Source organism: Bradyrhizobium sp. CCBAU 45389 (assembly GCF_028128625.1).
GTDB classification, from domain to species: domain Bacteria; phylum Pseudomonadota; class Alphaproteobacteria; order Rhizobiales; family Xanthobacteraceae; genus Bradyrhizobium; species Bradyrhizobium liaoningense_B.
Genome location: NZ_LBIY01000092.1, coordinates 223199 through 239610 on the forward strand (window position 1 = coordinate 223199; position 16412 = coordinate 239610).

General features: G+C 65.5%; 18 protein-coding genes. 6 read left to right on the plus strand and 12 right to left on the minus strand.

Features of this window, described 5'->3' with window-relative positions:
• Positions 1-107: 107 nt before the first annotated feature.
• From XH79_RS23565 to dapE, 5 genes are all read left to right on the plus strand, one after another.
• Positions 108-1094, plus strand: a complete 987-nt coding sequence (locus XH79_RS23565) for a DUF1036 domain-containing protein (protein WP_271583118.1) — start codon at positions 108-110, stop codon at positions 1092-1094.
• Between the two features lie 177 nt (positions 1095-1271).
• Positions 1272-1961, plus strand: coding sequence for a pyrimidine 5'-nucleotidase (locus tag XH79_RS23570; protein WP_271583119.1), 690 nt, complete (start codon positions 1272-1274; stop codon positions 1959-1961).
• 209 nt (positions 1962-2170) lie between these two features.
• Positions 2171-3016: a 2,3,4,5-tetrahydropyridine-2,6-dicarboxylate N-succinyltransferase gene (gene dapD, locus XH79_RS23575; RefSeq protein WP_212340958.1), complete on the plus strand. Its 846-nt coding sequence runs from the start codon at positions 2171-2173 to the stop codon at positions 3014-3016.
• A gap of 221 nt (positions 3017-3237) precedes the next feature.
• Positions 3238-3891, plus strand: coding sequence for a DUF805 domain-containing protein (locus XH79_RS23580; protein ID WP_271583120.1), 654 nt, complete (start codon positions 3238-3240; stop codon positions 3889-3891).
• Positions 3888-5054, plus strand: coding sequence for a succinyl-diaminopimelate desuccinylase (gene dapE, locus XH79_RS23585; protein WP_271583121.1), 1167 nt, complete (start codon positions 3888-3890; stop codon positions 5052-5054). Before XH79_RS23580 ends, dapE begins: the two co-directional genes overlap by 4 nt.
• A 33-nt stretch (positions 5055-5087) precedes the next feature.
• Here the strand turns inward: dapE and XH79_RS23590 are convergent, their stop codons facing one another.
• The 5 genes from XH79_RS23590 to XH79_RS23610 form a co-directional block, all read right to left on the minus strand.
• Entirely contained in the window at positions 5088-5741 is a 654-nt protein-coding gene (locus XH79_RS23590; RefSeq protein ID WP_271583122.1) for a hypothetical protein, read from the minus strand.
• 100 nt (positions 5742-5841) lie between these two features.
• Positions 5842-6429: a GNAT family N-acetyltransferase gene (locus XH79_RS23595; RefSeq protein WP_100177964.1), complete on the minus strand. Its 588-nt coding sequence runs from the start codon at positions 6427-6429 to the stop codon at positions 5842-5844.
• Between the two features lie 39 nt (positions 6430-6468).
• A complete protein-coding gene (locus tag XH79_RS23600) occupies positions 6469-7758 on the minus strand; it encodes a M16 family metallopeptidase (protein WP_212340953.1) in 1290 nt (429 codons plus the stop codon).
• Positions 7755-9173 carry a threonine synthase gene (gene thrC / locus XH79_RS23605; RefSeq protein WP_271583123.1) on the minus strand — a complete coding sequence of 473 codons (1419 nt, stop codon included), beginning with the start codon at positions 9171-9173 and terminating at the stop codon, positions 7755-7757. Before thrC ends, XH79_RS23600 begins: the two co-directional genes overlap by 4 nt.
• Positions 9174-9720: 547 nt before the next feature.
• The gene (locus tag XH79_RS23610; protein ID WP_212340949.1) at positions 9721-10365 is read right to left on the minus strand and encodes a response regulator transcription factor; all 645 of its coding nucleotides are present in this window, start codon (positions 10363-10365) and stop codon (positions 9721-9723) included.
• Between the two features lie 86 nt (positions 10366-10451).
• Between XH79_RS23610 and XH79_RS23615 the strand changes: the two genes are divergently transcribed.
• Positions 10452-11771: an ATP-binding protein gene (locus XH79_RS23615; RefSeq protein WP_212340948.1), complete on the plus strand. Its 1320-nt coding sequence runs from the start codon at positions 10452-10454 to the stop codon at positions 11769-11771.
• A gap of 119 nt (positions 11772-11890) precedes the next feature.
• On the opposite strand, the gene XH79_RS23620 is transcribed toward XH79_RS23615, so the two are convergent.
• The 7 genes from XH79_RS23620 to XH79_RS23650 form a co-directional block, all read right to left on the minus strand.
• Positions 11891-12259: a nuclear transport factor 2 family protein gene (locus XH79_RS23620; protein WP_212340947.1), complete on the minus strand. Its 369-nt coding sequence runs from the start codon at positions 12257-12259 to the stop codon at positions 11891-11893.
• 119 nt (positions 12260-12378) lie between these two features.
• On the minus strand, positions 12379-13131 hold the full coding sequence (locus XH79_RS23625) for an SURF1 family protein (RefSeq protein WP_271583124.1): 753 nt from the start codon (positions 13129-13131) through the stop codon (positions 12379-12381).
• Positions 13128-13529 (minus strand): DUF983 domain-containing protein, encoded by a 402-nt coding sequence (locus XH79_RS23630; RefSeq protein WP_212340945.1) that lies wholly within the window; start codon positions 13527-13529, stop codon positions 13128-13130. The genes XH79_RS23625 and XH79_RS23630 overlap by 4 nt, the downstream gene beginning before the upstream one ends.
• A gap of 97 nt (positions 13530-13626) precedes the next feature.
• Positions 13627-14523, minus strand: coding sequence for a cytochrome c oxidase subunit 3 (locus XH79_RS23635; protein WP_212340944.1), 897 nt, complete (start codon positions 14521-14523; stop codon positions 13627-13629).
• A gap of 79 nt (positions 14524-14602) precedes the next feature.
• On the minus strand, positions 14603-15241 hold the full coding sequence (locus tag XH79_RS23640) for a cytochrome c oxidase assembly protein (RefSeq protein ID WP_271583125.1): 639 nt from the start codon (positions 15239-15241) through the stop codon (positions 14603-14605).
• A 5-nt stretch (positions 15242-15246) separates the two neighbouring features.
• Positions 15247-15411 (minus strand): CoxF protein, encoded by a 165-nt coding sequence (locus tag XH79_RS23645; RefSeq protein WP_183245705.1) that lies wholly within the window; start codon positions 15409-15411, stop codon positions 15247-15249.
• A 7-nt stretch (positions 15412-15418) separates the two neighbouring features.
• Complete coding sequence (locus XH79_RS23650; protein WP_212340940.1) at positions 15419-16363, minus strand: heme o synthase; 945 nt, start codon at positions 16361-16363, stop codon at positions 15419-15421.
• Between the last annotated feature and the right edge of the window lie 49 nt (positions 16364-16412).

A 16412-nucleotide genomic window follows, 5' to 3' on the forward strand; every position in this document is an offset into this window, starting at 1 on the left:
GTCGTTCTACCGCTGACGGCGACGCCAGCGACTTCTATGCGCAAAAGCGGGAACGGACGCCGCTTCCGGTCAGACAAGGTCGCCGCTCGCTCCTCACGCGCCTCCTGATGACGCTGCCGGCCGCAGCCGTCTCGTTCTTCTTCTCCTCCGCGCCGGCTTTCGCCGACCTCAAGATCTGCAACCGCATGTCCTATGTCGTGGAGGCCGCGATCGGCATCGACGACAAGGCGGCGACCGCGACGCGCGGCTGGTTCAGGATCGATCCCGCCACCTGCCGCGTGGTGGTGCAGGGCACGCTCACCGCCGACCGCATCCTGCTCAACGCCCGCGCGCTCGGCATCTATGGCGCCTCCCCGATCCCGCAGAACGGCAGGGACATGCTGTGCGTGGCGCAGGACAATTTCGTCATCGCCGCCGCGCGGCAATGCCGCAGCGGCCAGACGCAGGTCCCCTTCACGCAGGTGACGCCGACGCAGGGCGACGACGGCAATCTGGTGACGTATCTCGCCGAGGATTCCGAATATGACGACGAGCAGGCGCGACTCGCCGGCATCCAGCGGCTGCTGGTGATCATCGGCTACGACGTCGGCGCGATCGACGGCGTCGACGGGCCGAAGACGCAAGGCGCACTCGCCGCGTTCCTGAAGAGCCGCGGGCTGTCGTCCGATGCGGCGTCGTCGCAAAATTTCTTCAAGACCATGGTCGATGCGACGCAGACGCCGTCGGCAAGCGGCCTGACCTGGTGCAACGACACGCCGCACAAGGTGATGGCGGCGATCGCCACCGACGACGGCAAGTCCGTGACCAGCCGCGGCTGGTACCGCATCGATCCCGGCAAGTGCCTACATCCCGATGTGACCGGCCAGCCGAAGCAGATTTTCAGCTTCGCCGAAGCGGTCGATGCCGACAATCGCGCGATCAAGCTGAAGGACAGGCCGCTGAACTGGGGCGGCGACAAGCAGCTCTGCACGCGCGAGACCAAGTTCGAGACCGTTGAGCAGACCGATTGCGCCGCGCGCGGATTTGCGGCGGCGGGCTTTGGCGCGGTGGACATGTCGAGCGGCGGCAAGACGCTGCGGTTTGCAGTGCCGTGATGGGTGGCGCCACAAATACCAAATGTCGTCCCGGCCTAGTGCGCAATTGCGCACGGGGGCCGGGACCCATAACCACCAAATTGCATTTGGCGAAGAACGACGACCAGAGTGCCCCATTGATAGATCACGCGGTATGGGTCCCGGCCTTCGCCGGGACGACGCGTTGAGAGAATTGTGATGAATCAACCCCGCACCTTCACCCACGTCGACACCTGGGTGTTCGACCTCGACAACACGCTGTATCCGCATCACGTCAATCTGTGGCAGCAGGTAGATGCTAGGATCGGCGAGTTCGTGTGCAACTGGCTGAACGTCAGCCCTGCAGAAGCACGCAATATCCAGAAGGACTATTACCGCCGCTTCGGCACCACCATGCGCGGCATGATGACCCTGCATGGCGTTCGCGCCGACGACTACCTCGCTTACGTCCACAAGATCGACCATTCACCGCTGGAGCCGAACCCGGCGCTCGGTGCGGCTATCGCCAAGCTGCCGGGACGCAAGCTGATCCTGACCAACGGCTCGGTCGACCATGTCGATGCCGTGCTGGCGCGGCTCGGCTTCGCCGGCCATTTCGACGGCGTGTTCGACATCATCGCCGCCGAATTCGAGCCGAAGCCGGCGGAGCAGACCTACCGGAAATTCCTCGTGGACCATGCGGTCGATCCGACACGCGCCGCCATGTTCGAGGACCTCGCCCGCAACCTCACCGTCCCGCACGAGCTCGGCATGACCACCGTGCTGGTGGTGCCGGACGGGACCAAAGAGGTGGTGCGCGAGGACTGGGAGCTGGAGGGCCGCGACGCGGCCCATGTAGACCATGTCACGGACGATCTGGCGGGGTTTTTGGGCAGGCTGTCTCGGTGAAGCCGTAGCCCGGATGGAGCGCAGCGAAATCCGGGGCATCTGGTGCGACGGAGAGACTTTCCCGGATTACGCTTCGCTCCATCCGGGCTACGGGACTACGGGACCGAGCTTGTCCTGGACTACAGCGGAGTATGCCTTGACTCCGCCCCTCCAAATCCCGAAAAAGCGCCCAATCCCATCAAAATTCCCGATCCGAAGAGGAAATCCCGATGTCCCTGTCCGCCCTCGAATCCACCATCAACAGCGCTTTCGACGCGCGTGACGGTATCTCGACCACGACCAAGGGCGAGGTGCGCGAGGCCGTGGACCAGGCGCTGGAAACCCTGGACAAGGGCGAGGCGCGCGTTGCCGAGCGCGGCGCCGACGGCAAGTGGAAGGTCAACCAGTGGCTGAAGAAGGCCGTGCTGCTGTCGTTCCGCCTCAACGACATGGACGTCATTGGCGGCGGTCCCGGCAAGGCGAGCTGGTGGGACAAGGTGCCCTCGAAGTTCGAGGGCTGGGGCCCGAACCGCTTCCGCGATGCGGGTTTTCGCGCGGTGCCGGGCGCCGTCGTCCGCCGCTCGGCCTTCATCGCCAAGAACGTCGTGCTGATGCCGTCCTTCGTCAATCTCGGCGCCTATGTCGATGAGAGCACCATGGTCGACACCTGGGCCACGGTCGGCTCCTGCGCCCAGATCGGCAAGCGCGTGCACATCTCCGGCGGCGCCGGCATCGGCGGCGTGCTCGAGCCGCTGCAGGCCGAGCCCGTGATCATCGAGGACGACTGCTTCATCGGCGCGCGCTCTGAGGTCGCCGAAGGCGTGATCGTGCGCAAGGGCGCCGTGCTGGCGATGGGCGTGTTCCTGGGCGCATCGACCAAGATCGTCGACCGCGAGACCGGCGAGGTCTTCATGGGCGAGGTGCCCGAATATTCCGTGGTGGTGCCCGGCGCGCTGCCCGGCAAGCCGATGAAGAACGGCCAGATCGGCCCGAGCACCGCCTGCGCCGTGATCGTCAAGCGCGTCGACGAGCGCACGCGCTCGAAGACGAGCATCAACGAGCTGCTGCGGGACTGAGTTCGGCACACACTGCTGTCGTCCCGGCGAAGGCCGGGACCCATACCCCCAGGCAGTGGTTTGGCGGAGACTCGTCGTTCGGTACGACTATCTTCCGTAATCGGTAGACCTCGCGGTATGGGTCCCGGCCTTCGCCGGGACGACACCTGAGGCGCATCGAACCCTCCCTCCCTCCATCGCGACCAACCTTCGGGCGGCCCCGACTGCCCGGAGCTTCTCGCATGGACTGGACCTGGTACCTCTTCCGCTTCGACGGCCGCATCAACCGCGCGCTGCTGTGGCAGGCGCTGCTGATCGTCGCGCTGCTGGCGGGCTTGCTGGAGATCGCCGGTCAAGTCGTCGGGATCCTCGCAGGGACGAGGTCCACCCTGAAGCTCGGCATCGAGCTCGATTTCGACTTCGGTCTCGACGACCTCTTCAAGCTGGTCGATCCCCGCGCCTCCCGCTCGCTGGCATTCGCCGATCTCGCGGGCGCGATCCTCAAGACATCCGGCATGGCGCTGTTCTTCTGGATCTATCTCGCGACGGCGATCAAGCGGCTGCACGATCGCGACAGGAGCGGCTGGTGGATCGTTCCGTTCTTCTTCCTGCCCGGCCTGTTCAGCCAGTTCGCCGACCTGCTCCCCAAGTTGAGCTGGATGCTTTCGCTCAGCCTGCCCTTCTCCATCCTGTGGCTGTGGGGGTTCGTCGAAATGTTCTGTCGGCCCGGCACCTCGGGCCACAACCGATTCGGCCCCGATCCGCTTCTCGAAATCGAGGACAGTTCGTCGTCGGCCACGTCGCCCGCGAAAAGCTGGGACCAGAGCCGCGAGATCGAAATTGTCCCGCCCAGTGCTAGCCCACCCGGCGGCATGCATGTTAAGCGGGGCGCATGACCGATGCTCTCTCGATTGCCCGCGATCTCATCCGCTGCCCCTCGGTAACCCCGGCCGACGCCGGTGCGCTGGGTGTGCTTGAAAAAGCCCTCGGCGCCGCCGGATTCACCTGCCACCGCGTGACCTTCAGCGAGGAAGGCATCGCCGACGTCGACAATCTCTATGCACGCATCGGCACCGAGGGACCGCACATCACCTTTGCCGGCCACACCGACGTGGTGCCGCCGGGCGACGAGAGCGCCTGGAGCGTCGGCGCGTTCTCCGGCGAGGTGAAGGACGGCGTGCTGCACGGCCGCGGCGCGGTCGACATGAAGGGCGGCATCGCCTGCTCGGTCGCCGCCGTGCTGGAGCATCTCGCGGCCAATGGAGGCAAGCCGCGCGCCGATGGAAAAGGCTCGATCTCGTTCCTGATCACCGGTGACGAGGAAGACGTCTCCATCAACGGCACCATCAAGCTGCTGAAATGGGCCGCCGAGCGCGGCGAAAAATTCGACCATTGCGTGCTGGGCGAGCCCTCCAATGTCGAGACGCTCGGCGACACCATCAAGGTCGGCCGCCGCGGCTCGCAGTCGGGCACGCTGTATGTCGACGGCGTGCAGGGCCATGTCGCCTATCCGCACCGCGCAGCCAATCCGGTGCCTGATATCTCGCGGCTGATCGTGGCGATCTCCGACGAGCCGCTCGACCATGGCAGCGCGCAGTTCCAGGCCTCCAATCTCGAGTTCACCTCGGTCGACGTCGGGAACAAGGCCTATAACGTCATCCCCGGCGAAGCCCGCGCAAAGTTCAACATCCGCTACAACGACAACCACACCCAGGCGAGCCTGCGTGAGCTGGTCGAGACGCGTCTCGCCAAAGCCTGCGGCAACCGCATCAAGGCCCGCATCGTCTGGGAGCCGTCGAACTCCAACGTGTTCGTGACCAAGCCCGGCCCCTTCACCGATCTCGCGGTGTCCGCGATCGAGGAGGTGACGGGACGCAAGCCCGAGCTGTCGACCTCGGGCGGAACGTCGGACGCGCGCTTCATCTCGAGCTATTGCCCGGTGATCGAATTCGGCCTGGTCGGCCAGACCATGCACCAGGTCGACGAGCGCGTGCCGGTCACGGATCTGGAGAAGCTGACGAAGGTCTATCGCGGGATACTGACGCGGTATTTCGCGTAAAGTCCACGCGCCTTACAGAGCCGAACTCGCCGCCTACTTCTTCTTCCGCGCCTTCGGCTCGGGCGAGAGCGCCTGCGGGTCGAAGCCGACGTAGAAGATGTAGGAATCGGCGGTCGCAGCTGACGGCACCGGATAGGCCAGATCCTCGGCGATGAAGGTGAAGGGCACGCTGCCGCCCTCCGACATCCCGACCGTGGTCCGGTAGGCCTTCGAGGCGATCACCTTCTCGCCGACGCCGCCCTGCACCACGGCGATACGAAGGGGAACCTCGACCGTGGCAGGCGCTCCGGCCGGACCGGCGATGACGCGGCCCTGGATGCCGATCCGGGCCGTGATATCGCCGCCGTTCCGGAAGCATTCGCGCGCCATCTTGGTGATCGTGGCCTGGAAGCGGACGTCATTGCCGGTGGCCGGCTTGCCGCCCGCGCCGACCGCGTAGGTGGAGGCGCCGGCACGCACCGTGACCTGCGGGCAATCGACGTCGTCGTCCGCCGCCGGCTGGCCCGGCGCGGGCGCCGGCTTGGACTCTGCCGGCTCGTCGGACTTGCCGCCGAACAGGCTCTTGAAGCGGTCGCTCAACGATTGGGCCGCGACCGGCGAGACGGAGGCGAGCGCGACCGATACTGCCAGCGCGACGGCCGTCCGCCGCCGCAACGTCGTCCGCGAAGACCGAAGCTCCTTCACCATCAACACCCATACTCCATGACAATGTTCCGGCCGGGTTATATCGCCAAAATCGGCGAACCCAAGGCAGCAAAGAGGGATTTGGCCGCACGCATCGGGCGGCTCAGCCGCGGAAATCCTCGTGCAGGAGGCCAAACAGCAGGTGATCCTGCCAGACCCCGTTGATGCAGAGATAGCGGCGTGCGAGGCCCTCGCGGGAGAAGCCGCACTTCTCCAGCACCCGGATCGACGGCGCATTGGTGGGGATGCAGGCGGCCTCGACCCGGTGCAAATTGAGCTCGCCGAACAGCGTCGGCAGCAGCACCCGCAGCGCGGCCGTCATGTAGCCGCGATGGGCATGGGGCTGGCCGATCCAATAGCCGATAGTGCCGGCCTGCACGATGCCGCGCCGGACATTGGCGAGCGTGATGCCGCCGACCATGGCGCCGTCGAGCTCACGGAAGATCAGAAACGGGTAGGAGCGGTCCGCGGCGATATCCTCGGAGTAGCGGCGCAGGCGGCGGCGGAAGCCGGAGCGGGTCAGATCGTCCGACGGCCAGATCGGCTCCCAGGGCGTGAGATAGTCGCGGCTGGTCTCGCGCAAATGAGCCCATTGCAGGAAATCCGACATCTGCGGCGCGCGCAGCAACAGACCGTTGCCGCGCGGGGCGAGGGCGGCGGGTCCACTGGATGGCAGGCGAAAGAGGGCCATGGTGATGCTTCCCGGGGCGGGGGCGCCCTCGCGCGGCTCCTAATGCAGCCGCGCCTTGGCGCGCGCCCGGGTCAATCCTTCCGCAAAAGACACCGCCGTGTCCAGACCCCTGCCGCTGCCCAATGCGACAACTGCAGGGCGGCTACGCGAAAGCAGCGCACGCGCCGCGTCCCGGGTCGATTCGACGCTGACGGCGTCGATCCGGGCCACCAGTTCCTGCACCGTCTGCGGCCGGCCATAGGCGAGCACGTGCCGGGCGAGCTGCTCGGCGCGGGACGAGCAGCTCTCCAGCGCCATCAGGAGCCCTGCCTTCATCTGCGCCTTGGCGCGCGCGATCTCGGCCTCGGTCAGCGTCTCCACCGAATCGTTCATGATGTCGACCACGACCTCCATCATCTCCGGCGCGTCGGCCGGATCGGTACCGGTGTAGAGGCCGAAGAAGCCGGTGTCGGTATAGGGCGCGTGGAACGAGTAGATCGAGTAGCAGAGGCCACGCTTCTCGCGCACCTCCTGGAACAGCCGCGACGACATTCCGCCGCCCAGGACGTTGGTGAAAACTTGAAGCGAAAAAAGCGACACGTCGTTCTGCGGCACGCCTTCCAGCGCCAGCGTCAGATGCGCCTGCTCGAGCTCGCGATGCACCACCTTGGCGCCGCCCTTGCCGAACTGGGCGGGTTGCGGCTTCGGGCCCGGCGTCGCCTCGAAGCTCGCAAAGCGCTGCTCGACCTCGGCGACCACCTGGCTGTGATCGACGGCGCCGGCGGCCGCCACCACCATGTCGGGGCCGCGATAATGCGTGGAGAGATAGCCGCGCAGCATGTCGCGGTTGAAGCTGCGCAGCGTCTTGGCGGTGCCGAGCAGCGAACGGCCCATCGGCTGGTCGGGATAGCAGAGCTCGTTGAGATGCTCGAACACGACGTCGTCGGGCGTGTCCTGCGCCGCGCCGATCTCCTGCACGATGACGTTCTTCTCGCGCTCCAGCTCGTCCGGCTCGAAGGCGGGATTGGCCAGGATGTCGGCGAGCACGTCGAGCGCGAGCGGCACGTCGGCCTTCAGCACCCGCGCATAATAGGACGTGGTCTCGGTCGAGGTGCCGGCATTGAGGTCGCCGCCGACCGCCTCGATCTCCTCGACGATCTCGCGCGAGGTGCGCTTGGTCGTGCCCTTGAACGCCATGTGTTCCAGCAGATGCGAGATGCCGTGCTCGTTGGGCTTCTCGTCGCGTCCGCCAACGCCGGCCCAGACGCCGAGCGCGGCGGTCTCGAGATGAGGCATCTTGTCGGTGACGACGGTGAGGCCGGACGCAAGCTTGGAAATCTCGACGCTCATCCGGCAACTCCCTGCTTTGCGGCGCGGCTGACCGACATCACGAACCGCTCGACCTCGGCCTGATCGTTCTTCATCACCTTCATGTGTTCGGATTTGGTCATGAGACCGTCGAGCCAGGCCGGCAATTGCGGCCGCTGGCCGCAGGCCGTTTCGACCGCATCGGGGAATTTGGCTGGATGGGCGGTGGAGAGCACGATGCTGGGCACCGTGGTGTCGGTGGTGTCACGATCGGCGACGGCGAGCGCCACTGCGGTATGGGGGTCGACCAGCTCGCCCGCCTCGCGCCAGGCGGCGCGGATCGCAGCCGCGGTCTCGGTCTCGTCGGCGCGCCCGGCGTCGAACTCCTCGCGGATCGCCGCCAGCGTTGCGTCAGGCAGCACGAAGCGCCCGGACTGCTTCAGCGAATCCATCAGACGGCGCACGCCGGCGGCATCGCGCCGGCCGGCCTCGAACAGCAGCCGCTCGAAATTCGAGGAGATCTGGATGTCCATCGACGGCGACGCCGTGGCGTGCACCTCGCGCACCTCGTAGATGCCGGTCTTCAGCGTGCGCGCCAGGATGTCGTTGACGTTGGCGGCGATGCGCAGGGTGCGCACCGGCAGGCCCATGCGCTTGGCGACATAGCCGGCGAAGATGTCGCCGAAATTGCCGGTCGGCACCACGAAATCCACCGCGCGCGCCGGCGCACCGACGGCAACGGCGGAGGTGAAATAGTAGACCACCTGGGCGACGATGCGCGCCCAGTTGATGGAGTTGACGCCGGAGAGCGAGGTCGCATCGCGAAAGCGATGATTGTTGAACATGCCCTTCACGAGCGCCTGGCAGTCGTCGAAGGTGCCTTCGATGGCGAGCGCATGGACGTTGGCCGCGCCGGTCGTCGTCATCATCCGTTGCTGCACCTCGGAGATGCGGCGATGCGGAAACAGCACGATGAGATCGACGTTCTCGAGGCCCGCGAAGGCTTCGACCGCAGCGCCGCCGGTGTCGCCGGAGGTCGCGACCACGATGGTCGTGCGCTGGCCGCGCTTTTCGAGCACATGGTCCATCAGCCGCGAGATCAGCTGCATCGCCACGTCCTTGAAGGCGAGCGTCGGACCGTGGAACAGCTCCAGCACGAACTGGTGCGGCGACATCTGGCGCAGCGGCACCACGGCGGGATGGCGGAAGGTGGCATAGGCCTCGTTGGCCATGCGGCCGAGCTCGGCATCGGAGATCTCGCCGCCGGCGAAGGGACGGATCACGTCGACCGCGACCTCCCAATAGGGGCGGCCGAAGAAGCCGGCGATGGTCTCGGCCGGGAGCTGGGGCCACGTCGCCGGGACATACAGGCCGCCGTCACGGGCAAGCCCGGTCAGCATCACGTCGCAGAAGCCGAGTTCAGGGGCCTCGCCCCGGGTCGAGATATAACGAGTCAAACTGCCCTCCAAAGGCCGGCCGAGCCCGAGCCGGACCCGTAAGCCTTTGATTTTACGAAATTACTTGTCAACAGCCAGAGGCCTTGAGCCACCATAAAGTGTTTTGCGGCATCGGGAAACCGCTTCCCGCCGGGGTCCTTCAAACGAAAAGGGCTGCGGCGATGCCGCAGCCCTCTCTTGGAAGGTCTGTCGTTGATATGTGCAGACCGGTTTGACTCGTCCGGGACGCCTGCCCGTTAAAACTGTTGGTGCAAGCTTTCGTCGCCTGTCACGAAATCGTCAAGGGCCAAAACCGCGCACGCCGGCAAATGTTCCTATTTCTCCCGGTGCGCGCGAATACCGCTGCTGCAGACACGGCAGATTGAGTGAGTACTTTGCCTCTTTTTCCTGAAATTCCGATCGTCAGGCAGGAACGAACGCCGCCCCGGCCCATTGTGTCGGCGGATAGCGTCCGTTGCCGGCCATGCATTGCCCGGCCGGCGCAGGCGCCGATCCGTCGGCCGAACCGCTGCATCCTGGAGCAGCCGGTTCGGTCGCTGGCGGCAGGTCAGCTCATCCCGATTTCCACTGCGATCCGGATCAGGTCGGAATGGTTCTTGGCGCCAAGCTTCTGCTTGAGCAGCGACGTGGTGTTGGCGACGGTCTTGTAGGAGATGCCGAGCGCCTCGGCGACCTCGACGATCTTGTCGCCGCGGCCGAGCAGGCGGAGAATCTCCAGCTCCCGCGGCGTCATCTGAGAGGCCGGATTGGCCTTGATCGCGGCACCGGAGAATGTCACGGCCTCCGCCAGCTGCGGCGAGATGAAATTGTCGCCCGCGGCCACCTTTCGCACCGCTTTCAGCAGGATCCGGGGATCGTCGCCCTTGGAGACATAGCCCTGCGCTCCAAGCTCGACCGCCCGCACCACGAAGGCCGGATCGTCGTTCATGCTGAACATGATGATCTTGGCCTCGGGATCGTCTTTGCGTATGCGTCGCATTAGCTCGAAGCCGGAGACATCGGGCAGGCTGATGTCGATCACGGTGACGTCGGGCCGCTTGCTGACATAGGCGCGGTGCCCGGATTTGGCGTCGCTGGCCTCCTCGATCCGGATCGAATGGTCGGAGGCAAACAGGGTACGGCAGCCGGACAATACCACGGGGTGGTCGTCGACAATGAGGATTCGGGTCGCCGGCTTGGCAATATCTTGCATCGCGCGCTCTCTCGTTTTTCGACTCATAGACCGGCGGGAACAAATGGAAAGAGCAAATCACGCCGATGCGCGTTAGAATTGACCTAATGTGGCAACGACTTTCCTTCAGAACGCAACTGTTTCTTCCGCTCGGCGCAGGTTTTCTCGCGGCGCTGGTCTTGGGCGCCATATTGCTGCAGATATTTGCAACCGGTCAACTGGCCGACGAGAATGAGCCGGCCCGACGCTCGACCAGGGTGATCGCCGCCGCACTCAACAACACGCTGCGCGCCTCGGACGATCCGCAGAAGACGCTTCTGGCCTTTGTCCACTCCCTGGACGCTTCCTCCGATATCCAATTCCGCGCGATGGAGGCGGGTCCCATTCCCTCCGCGAAGGACGGTCTGCGCAACCTGCAGACGGTGCCGCAGTGGTTTCTCCACCTGTTGACCATGCCGGACATTGACGCTGCGTCACCGGTGGTCATCGACGGCAGGCATGTCGGCGACATCGTGTTCCTGCCGGACCTGTCGGCCGACCTGTTCGAGAAGTGGATCGGCTTCCTCGCACTGACCAGCCTTGTCGTCGTGCTGATGGCGCTCACCGGCACCATCGCCTATCTCTTCGCGGGATCGGTGGTGCGCCCGCTGCAATATCTCGGCGAAGGACTGACGCGAATTCGGCGCGGCGACTACGCGACGCCGATCCCGATCGAAGGGCCGCCCGAGATCCGGCGCAGCTGCGAGGCGGCGAACGCCCTGGCCACAACGCTCGCGCAATTGAGCCAGGACAATCGCGACCTGATGCACCGCCTGGTATCGCTCCAGGACGACGAGCGGCGCGATCTCGCCCGCGAGCTGCACGATGAGCTCGGCCCGCTGCTGTTCAGCATCCGCGCCGGCGCGATCTCGCTGATCGAGGCCTCGCCACCGGCAGGAAATCTCGGCAATTCGGCGGAGGAGGTGCTGCAATCGGTCGAGGCGCTGCAGCAGACCAACCGCCGCATCCTCGACCGGCTGCGCCCGCTCTACATCGAGGAATTGGGGCTGGAGACGAGCGTGCAGACGCTGCTTCGGAATTTTCGTAAGCAGGCACCTGATATCGGCCTGACGGCCACGATCGATCCCGGCCTCAACGCGATCGACGGACCGCTGGCCCAGACCGTCTATCGCGTGATCCAGGAGGCGCTGACCAACGTGCTGCGCCATGCCGGAGCGAGCAACGCCGATGTGCAGGCGGCTATCGTCGGCGACGCGCTCGTCATCGAGATTTCCGACGACGGCGGCGGCTTTCCCGCGGGCAATTTGTTCGGCCGCGGCCTGACCGGCATGCATGAGCGCGTGCGCGCACTCAGCGGGTCGCTGTCATTGCTGCGCACGGACGACCGAACCTGTGTGCGCTGCCGCCTCCCCGTGGAGAGGGCGTGAGACGGCCCGCGCGATTGGCTAAAGCGCGATGAGATTTGGATGAATCGTCATCGCGCTTTTGGTTGTTGTTTACGCATGATCTTTCCGGAAAACCGCTTCGCACTTTTCCGGATCATGCTTTAGCACGCGCAGCCGTCATGCGCGTTCTGTCGCGCCGGCGTGCACAGCGTGCTGTAGATCTTGCCTTCCGGGCTGAAGCGAAACGAGGCGTGGATACGCAGGGCGCCCGCGACGGAATATTCGAGATCGACGCCATCCGGCGCCGGCTCGATCTCTTCCAGCCCGAAACCCGCCGCCAGGTAGGCGCTAAGCCGCGATCCCCAGTAGCTTTCGAGCTCGCGCCGGCCGCGATGGTAATGCTGCGTGCCGTTGCACATGCACTCGACCTGCGCATCGTCCGCATAGAGGTCGAGCAGCATCCCGAGGTCGCCCTTCCTGCAGGCATCCACCCAGTCGACGACAATTCCCATCTGATCGAAATCGCTCACGCTGCATTCCTATCTGCCGCGGACAAACTCAAGCGCGGCTTAGGATCACACTCGTGAATACGCGCTGAATAATAAAGCCCGGGCGATTCCGGGTTCCCTCCGGGAACCTACGGGCGCCATTAACCTTCGCGCCGCGCTCTCACCCAGACGCCGAAGGCGATCAACACGGCGCCCGCGAGCGTGAACCAGGTGACGGCGTATTGCAGGTGATCGTCCTTGAGATGCACGTCCAGCGCACCGGGGCGCGGGATTCCGTTGTCGGGCGCCGGCTGCTCCAGGTCGACATAGAACGGCGCCACCGCGCCCCAGCCGAGCGTACTTGCGATCGCGAGATGATCGCGCACGAACCAGAGCCGCTTGTCGCGGTTCGCCGCCGGCGTCATCCAGCCCCGTGCCTCGGGGAAGCGGAGATAGCCGGTGAGCGCGACCGGCTGCCCGGTGACGAGCTTCTTCACCGCACGGTCCTCGACGCTGCGGTCCTGCATCGTGTTCTCGATGAAGCCCGCATCGATCACGACCATCTCGCCGGTCGCAAGCCGCGCCGGCAGGAAGGCCCAGGTGCCGGGACCGGAAGCGTCCTTGCGCACGGCCGAGCCGGACGAATAGACCATCGCGTCAGGCAGCGGAGCGTAGGTCGCAGTGAAGCTGACGCGGCGGAATTCATCGCGGGCGGGGTTCAGCGCCGCCCATTGTGCAGCCGGCGGCAGCGCAACGGGAGCCGCCGCCAGACGCTCGGTGAGCGCTGCGATCAGCTCGTGCTTGGCGGTCCGGCGCTGCAATTGCCAGACGCCGAGAGCCACGAAGACGGCAGTCAGGAAAAGCGTGAACAGCGCGAAGCCGGCCACGCGGGGCTTACGCGCGGTCTCGTTCATTTCGCGCGGTCGATCAGCCGGCCCGGCGCCGCCTTGTGATGGAATTGCAGCGCGATCAGCAGCGACTTCATGGAGCGCAGCGGCAGCAGCGTGGTGGCGAGGATCAGCGGCAGCCAGAGCACCGCATGCAGCCAGAACGGCGGCTGATACTTGACCTCGACGACCAGTGCGCAGCCGACCACGATGGCGCCGGCCAGCATGATGATGAAGATCGCCGGACCGTCGCCGGAATCGATGAAGGCATAGTCGAGGCCGCAGCGCTCGCAAGCGGGGGCGAGGTTGAGGAAGCCCGCATAGAGCTTGCCCTGGCCGCAGCGCGGACATTTGCAGGCAAGCCCGCGCATCGCGCTCTGCAGGACGGTGGTCTCAGGCTCGGATGGACCGGCGGTATCGTTCATGACGGCTTACTTTATCACATTTCCCGCAGAATCTTGCGGCGGCCGGAAAGCGAAAGGGCGGCCCTGCGGCCGCCCTTTCCAATCAATCCATCACAGCTCAGTGCGCGCCGTGAGCCATGGCCTCGGCACCGCGTCCCCACACATAGATGCAGAGGAACAGGAACAGCCAGACCACGTCGACGAAGTGCCAGTACCAGGCGGCGAACTCGAAGCCGAGATGCTGCTTCGGCGTGAAGTGGCCGGCATAGGCGCGCGCAAGGCACACGATCAGGAAAATGGTGCCGACCAGCACGTGGAAGCCGTGGAAGCCGGTCGCCATGAAGAAGGTCGCGCCATAGACGTTGCCGGCGAAGGAGAACGCCGCGTGGCTGTACTCAAAGGCCTGCACGCAGGTGAAGAGCGCGCCGAGCACGACGGTGAGGATCAGGCCGTATTTGAGGCCCTGGCGATCGTTCTCGAGCAGCGCGTGGTGGGCCCAGGTCACCGTGGTGCCCGACGTCAGCAGGATCAGCGTGTTGAGGAGCGGCAGGTGCCAGGGATCGAAGGTCTCGATGCCCTTGGGCGGCCAGGTGCCGGGCACCGCACAGGCGCCGGCCTGGGTGCCGAGGCCGCAGCCGAACACCGCATCGCGGGTGGCATGGACGGCGTCGGCCGGAAACAGCGCCGCGTTGAAATAGGCCCAGAACCAGGCCACGAAGAACATCACCTCGGAGGCGATGAACAGGATCATGCCGTAGCGGTGATGCAGCTGCACCACGCGGGTGTGGTCGCCCTTGTACTGGGCTTCCTTGATCACGTCGCCCCACCAGCTTGCCATGGTGTAGAGCACGCCGACGGTGCCGACGCCGAACACGATCGGGGCGGCCGCGAACATGTGATGCATCCAGGCGATCGCGCCGACCGCCATGATGAAGGCCGAGAGCGAACCGACGGCCGGCCAGGGAGAGGGATCGACCAGGTGATAGTCGTGATGCTTGGTATGCGCCGTCGCCATTTCCGTCTCTCTCCTCAATCCCGTGCCTATCAGGCACTTATCCCCTTGTTTCCGACCTGCCGAGCGATGGGCGCGGCGGTCAGAGATTTCCCTTGCGTCTGTCGTCCTCGCCCGATGCCAGCGGCTTCACCACCGGATCCTTCACCGGATAGAACGTGTAGGACAGCGTGATCGTGCTGAGCCCGTCGTTCTCGTGATCGTCGGCGATCGAGGGATCGACGTAGAACACGACCGGCATCTCGCGCTTCTCGCCCGGCGCCATGGTCTGCTCGGTGAAGCAGAAGCAGTTGATCTTCTGGAAGTAGGAGCCGACCGTCAGCGGCGCGACGTTGTAGGCCGCTTGCCCAGCGATGGTGCGCGCGGCCTGGTTGGTCACGGTGTAGAAGACGGTCACGACCTGGCCGATATTGACCTCGATCTCGTTCTGCTCCGGCTCGAACTTCCAGGGCAGGCCGGGCGCGACGTTGGAATCGAAGCGCACCGCGATCTTCCGTGCGATCGGCCCGGTGGCCGGTGCGGAGGTCGCGACCTGGGTCGTGCCGTTGAAGCCGGTGGCGCGGCAGAACCAGTTGTAGAACGGCACCGCCGCATAGGAGGCGCCGACCATCAGCGCGACCACGGCGCCGCAGATCGAGGCGACCGCCACATCGCGACCCAGCCCGCGGCTTTTGGCCGGCTTGGCGCTGACGTCCTGCGATATGGTCGGCTCGTGATCCATGTTTCCTACATCGGCCGGACTAGCACTGCCGGTCCCTTGACCATGGTGACGGCGAAGAACAGCACCACGAGCACGCCGAGCGCCAAAGCAATGGCGATGGAGCGCTGACGACGGCTCTTCTGCTGCGCCTCGGTGAGGACGATTCCATCTGGCTCGCGTTTGTCAGCCATTCCCGCCTCATGCGCCCCCAACCATCGGAGCAAGCGCCCGATACACGACCTCGGCCAGCAGGGTCGCGAACAGCGCGAACAGATACAGGATCGAGAAAGCAAACAGTTTTCGGGTCGCACGCAGCGACTGGCTGCGCTCGCGGCGCAGATAGACGTTGATGGCAAGCACCAGCATGCCGGCGCCGAGGATCAGCGAGACCACGCCGTAGACGGCGTCGAAATAGCCGAGCGCCCAGGGCGCGGCGGCAACTGCGATCAGCACGACGGTGTAGAGCAGGATCTGCAGACGCGTCGCGTCGGGGCCGGCGACGTTGGGCAGCATCGGAATGCCGGCGCGCGCATAATCGTCGGAGCGGAACAGCGCCAGCGCCCAGAAATGCGGCGGGGTCCAGAAGAAGATGATGGCGAACAGCAGCAGCGGCTCGACGTCGACCGTGCCGGTCACCGCAGCCCAGGCCACCACCGGCGGCAGCGCGCCGGCGGCGCCGCCGATCACGATGTTCTGCGCGGTCCAGCGCTTCAGCCACATCGTGTAGATCACGACGTAGAAGAAGATGGTGAAGGCGAGCAGCGCGCCCGCGATCCAGTTGACGAGGATGCCGAGCGTCATCACCGAGAAGAAGGCGAGCGTCGTGCCGAAGGCCATCGCCTCGGGACGGGTGATGCGGCCGCGCGGGATCGGCCGATTGGCCGTGCGCGACATCTTGGCGTCGATATCACCTTCGAGCGCCATGTTGAGCGCACCGGAGGCACCGGCACCGACTGCGATGCAGAGCAGCGAGGTGATCGCCAGCACCGGGTGGAAATGCCCGGGCGCCATCGCCATCCCGACCAGCGCGGTGAAGATCACCAGCGACATCACCCGCGGCTTGAGCAGCGCGATGTAGTCGCTCACCTCCGCTTCGGAGATGCGGGGATTGATGTCGGCGGCGTTGTGGTCGAGGACGGACACTTAATTCAACTCGCTTCGTTATAGAGCCGCGGCGCCCGTCACGGGCGCC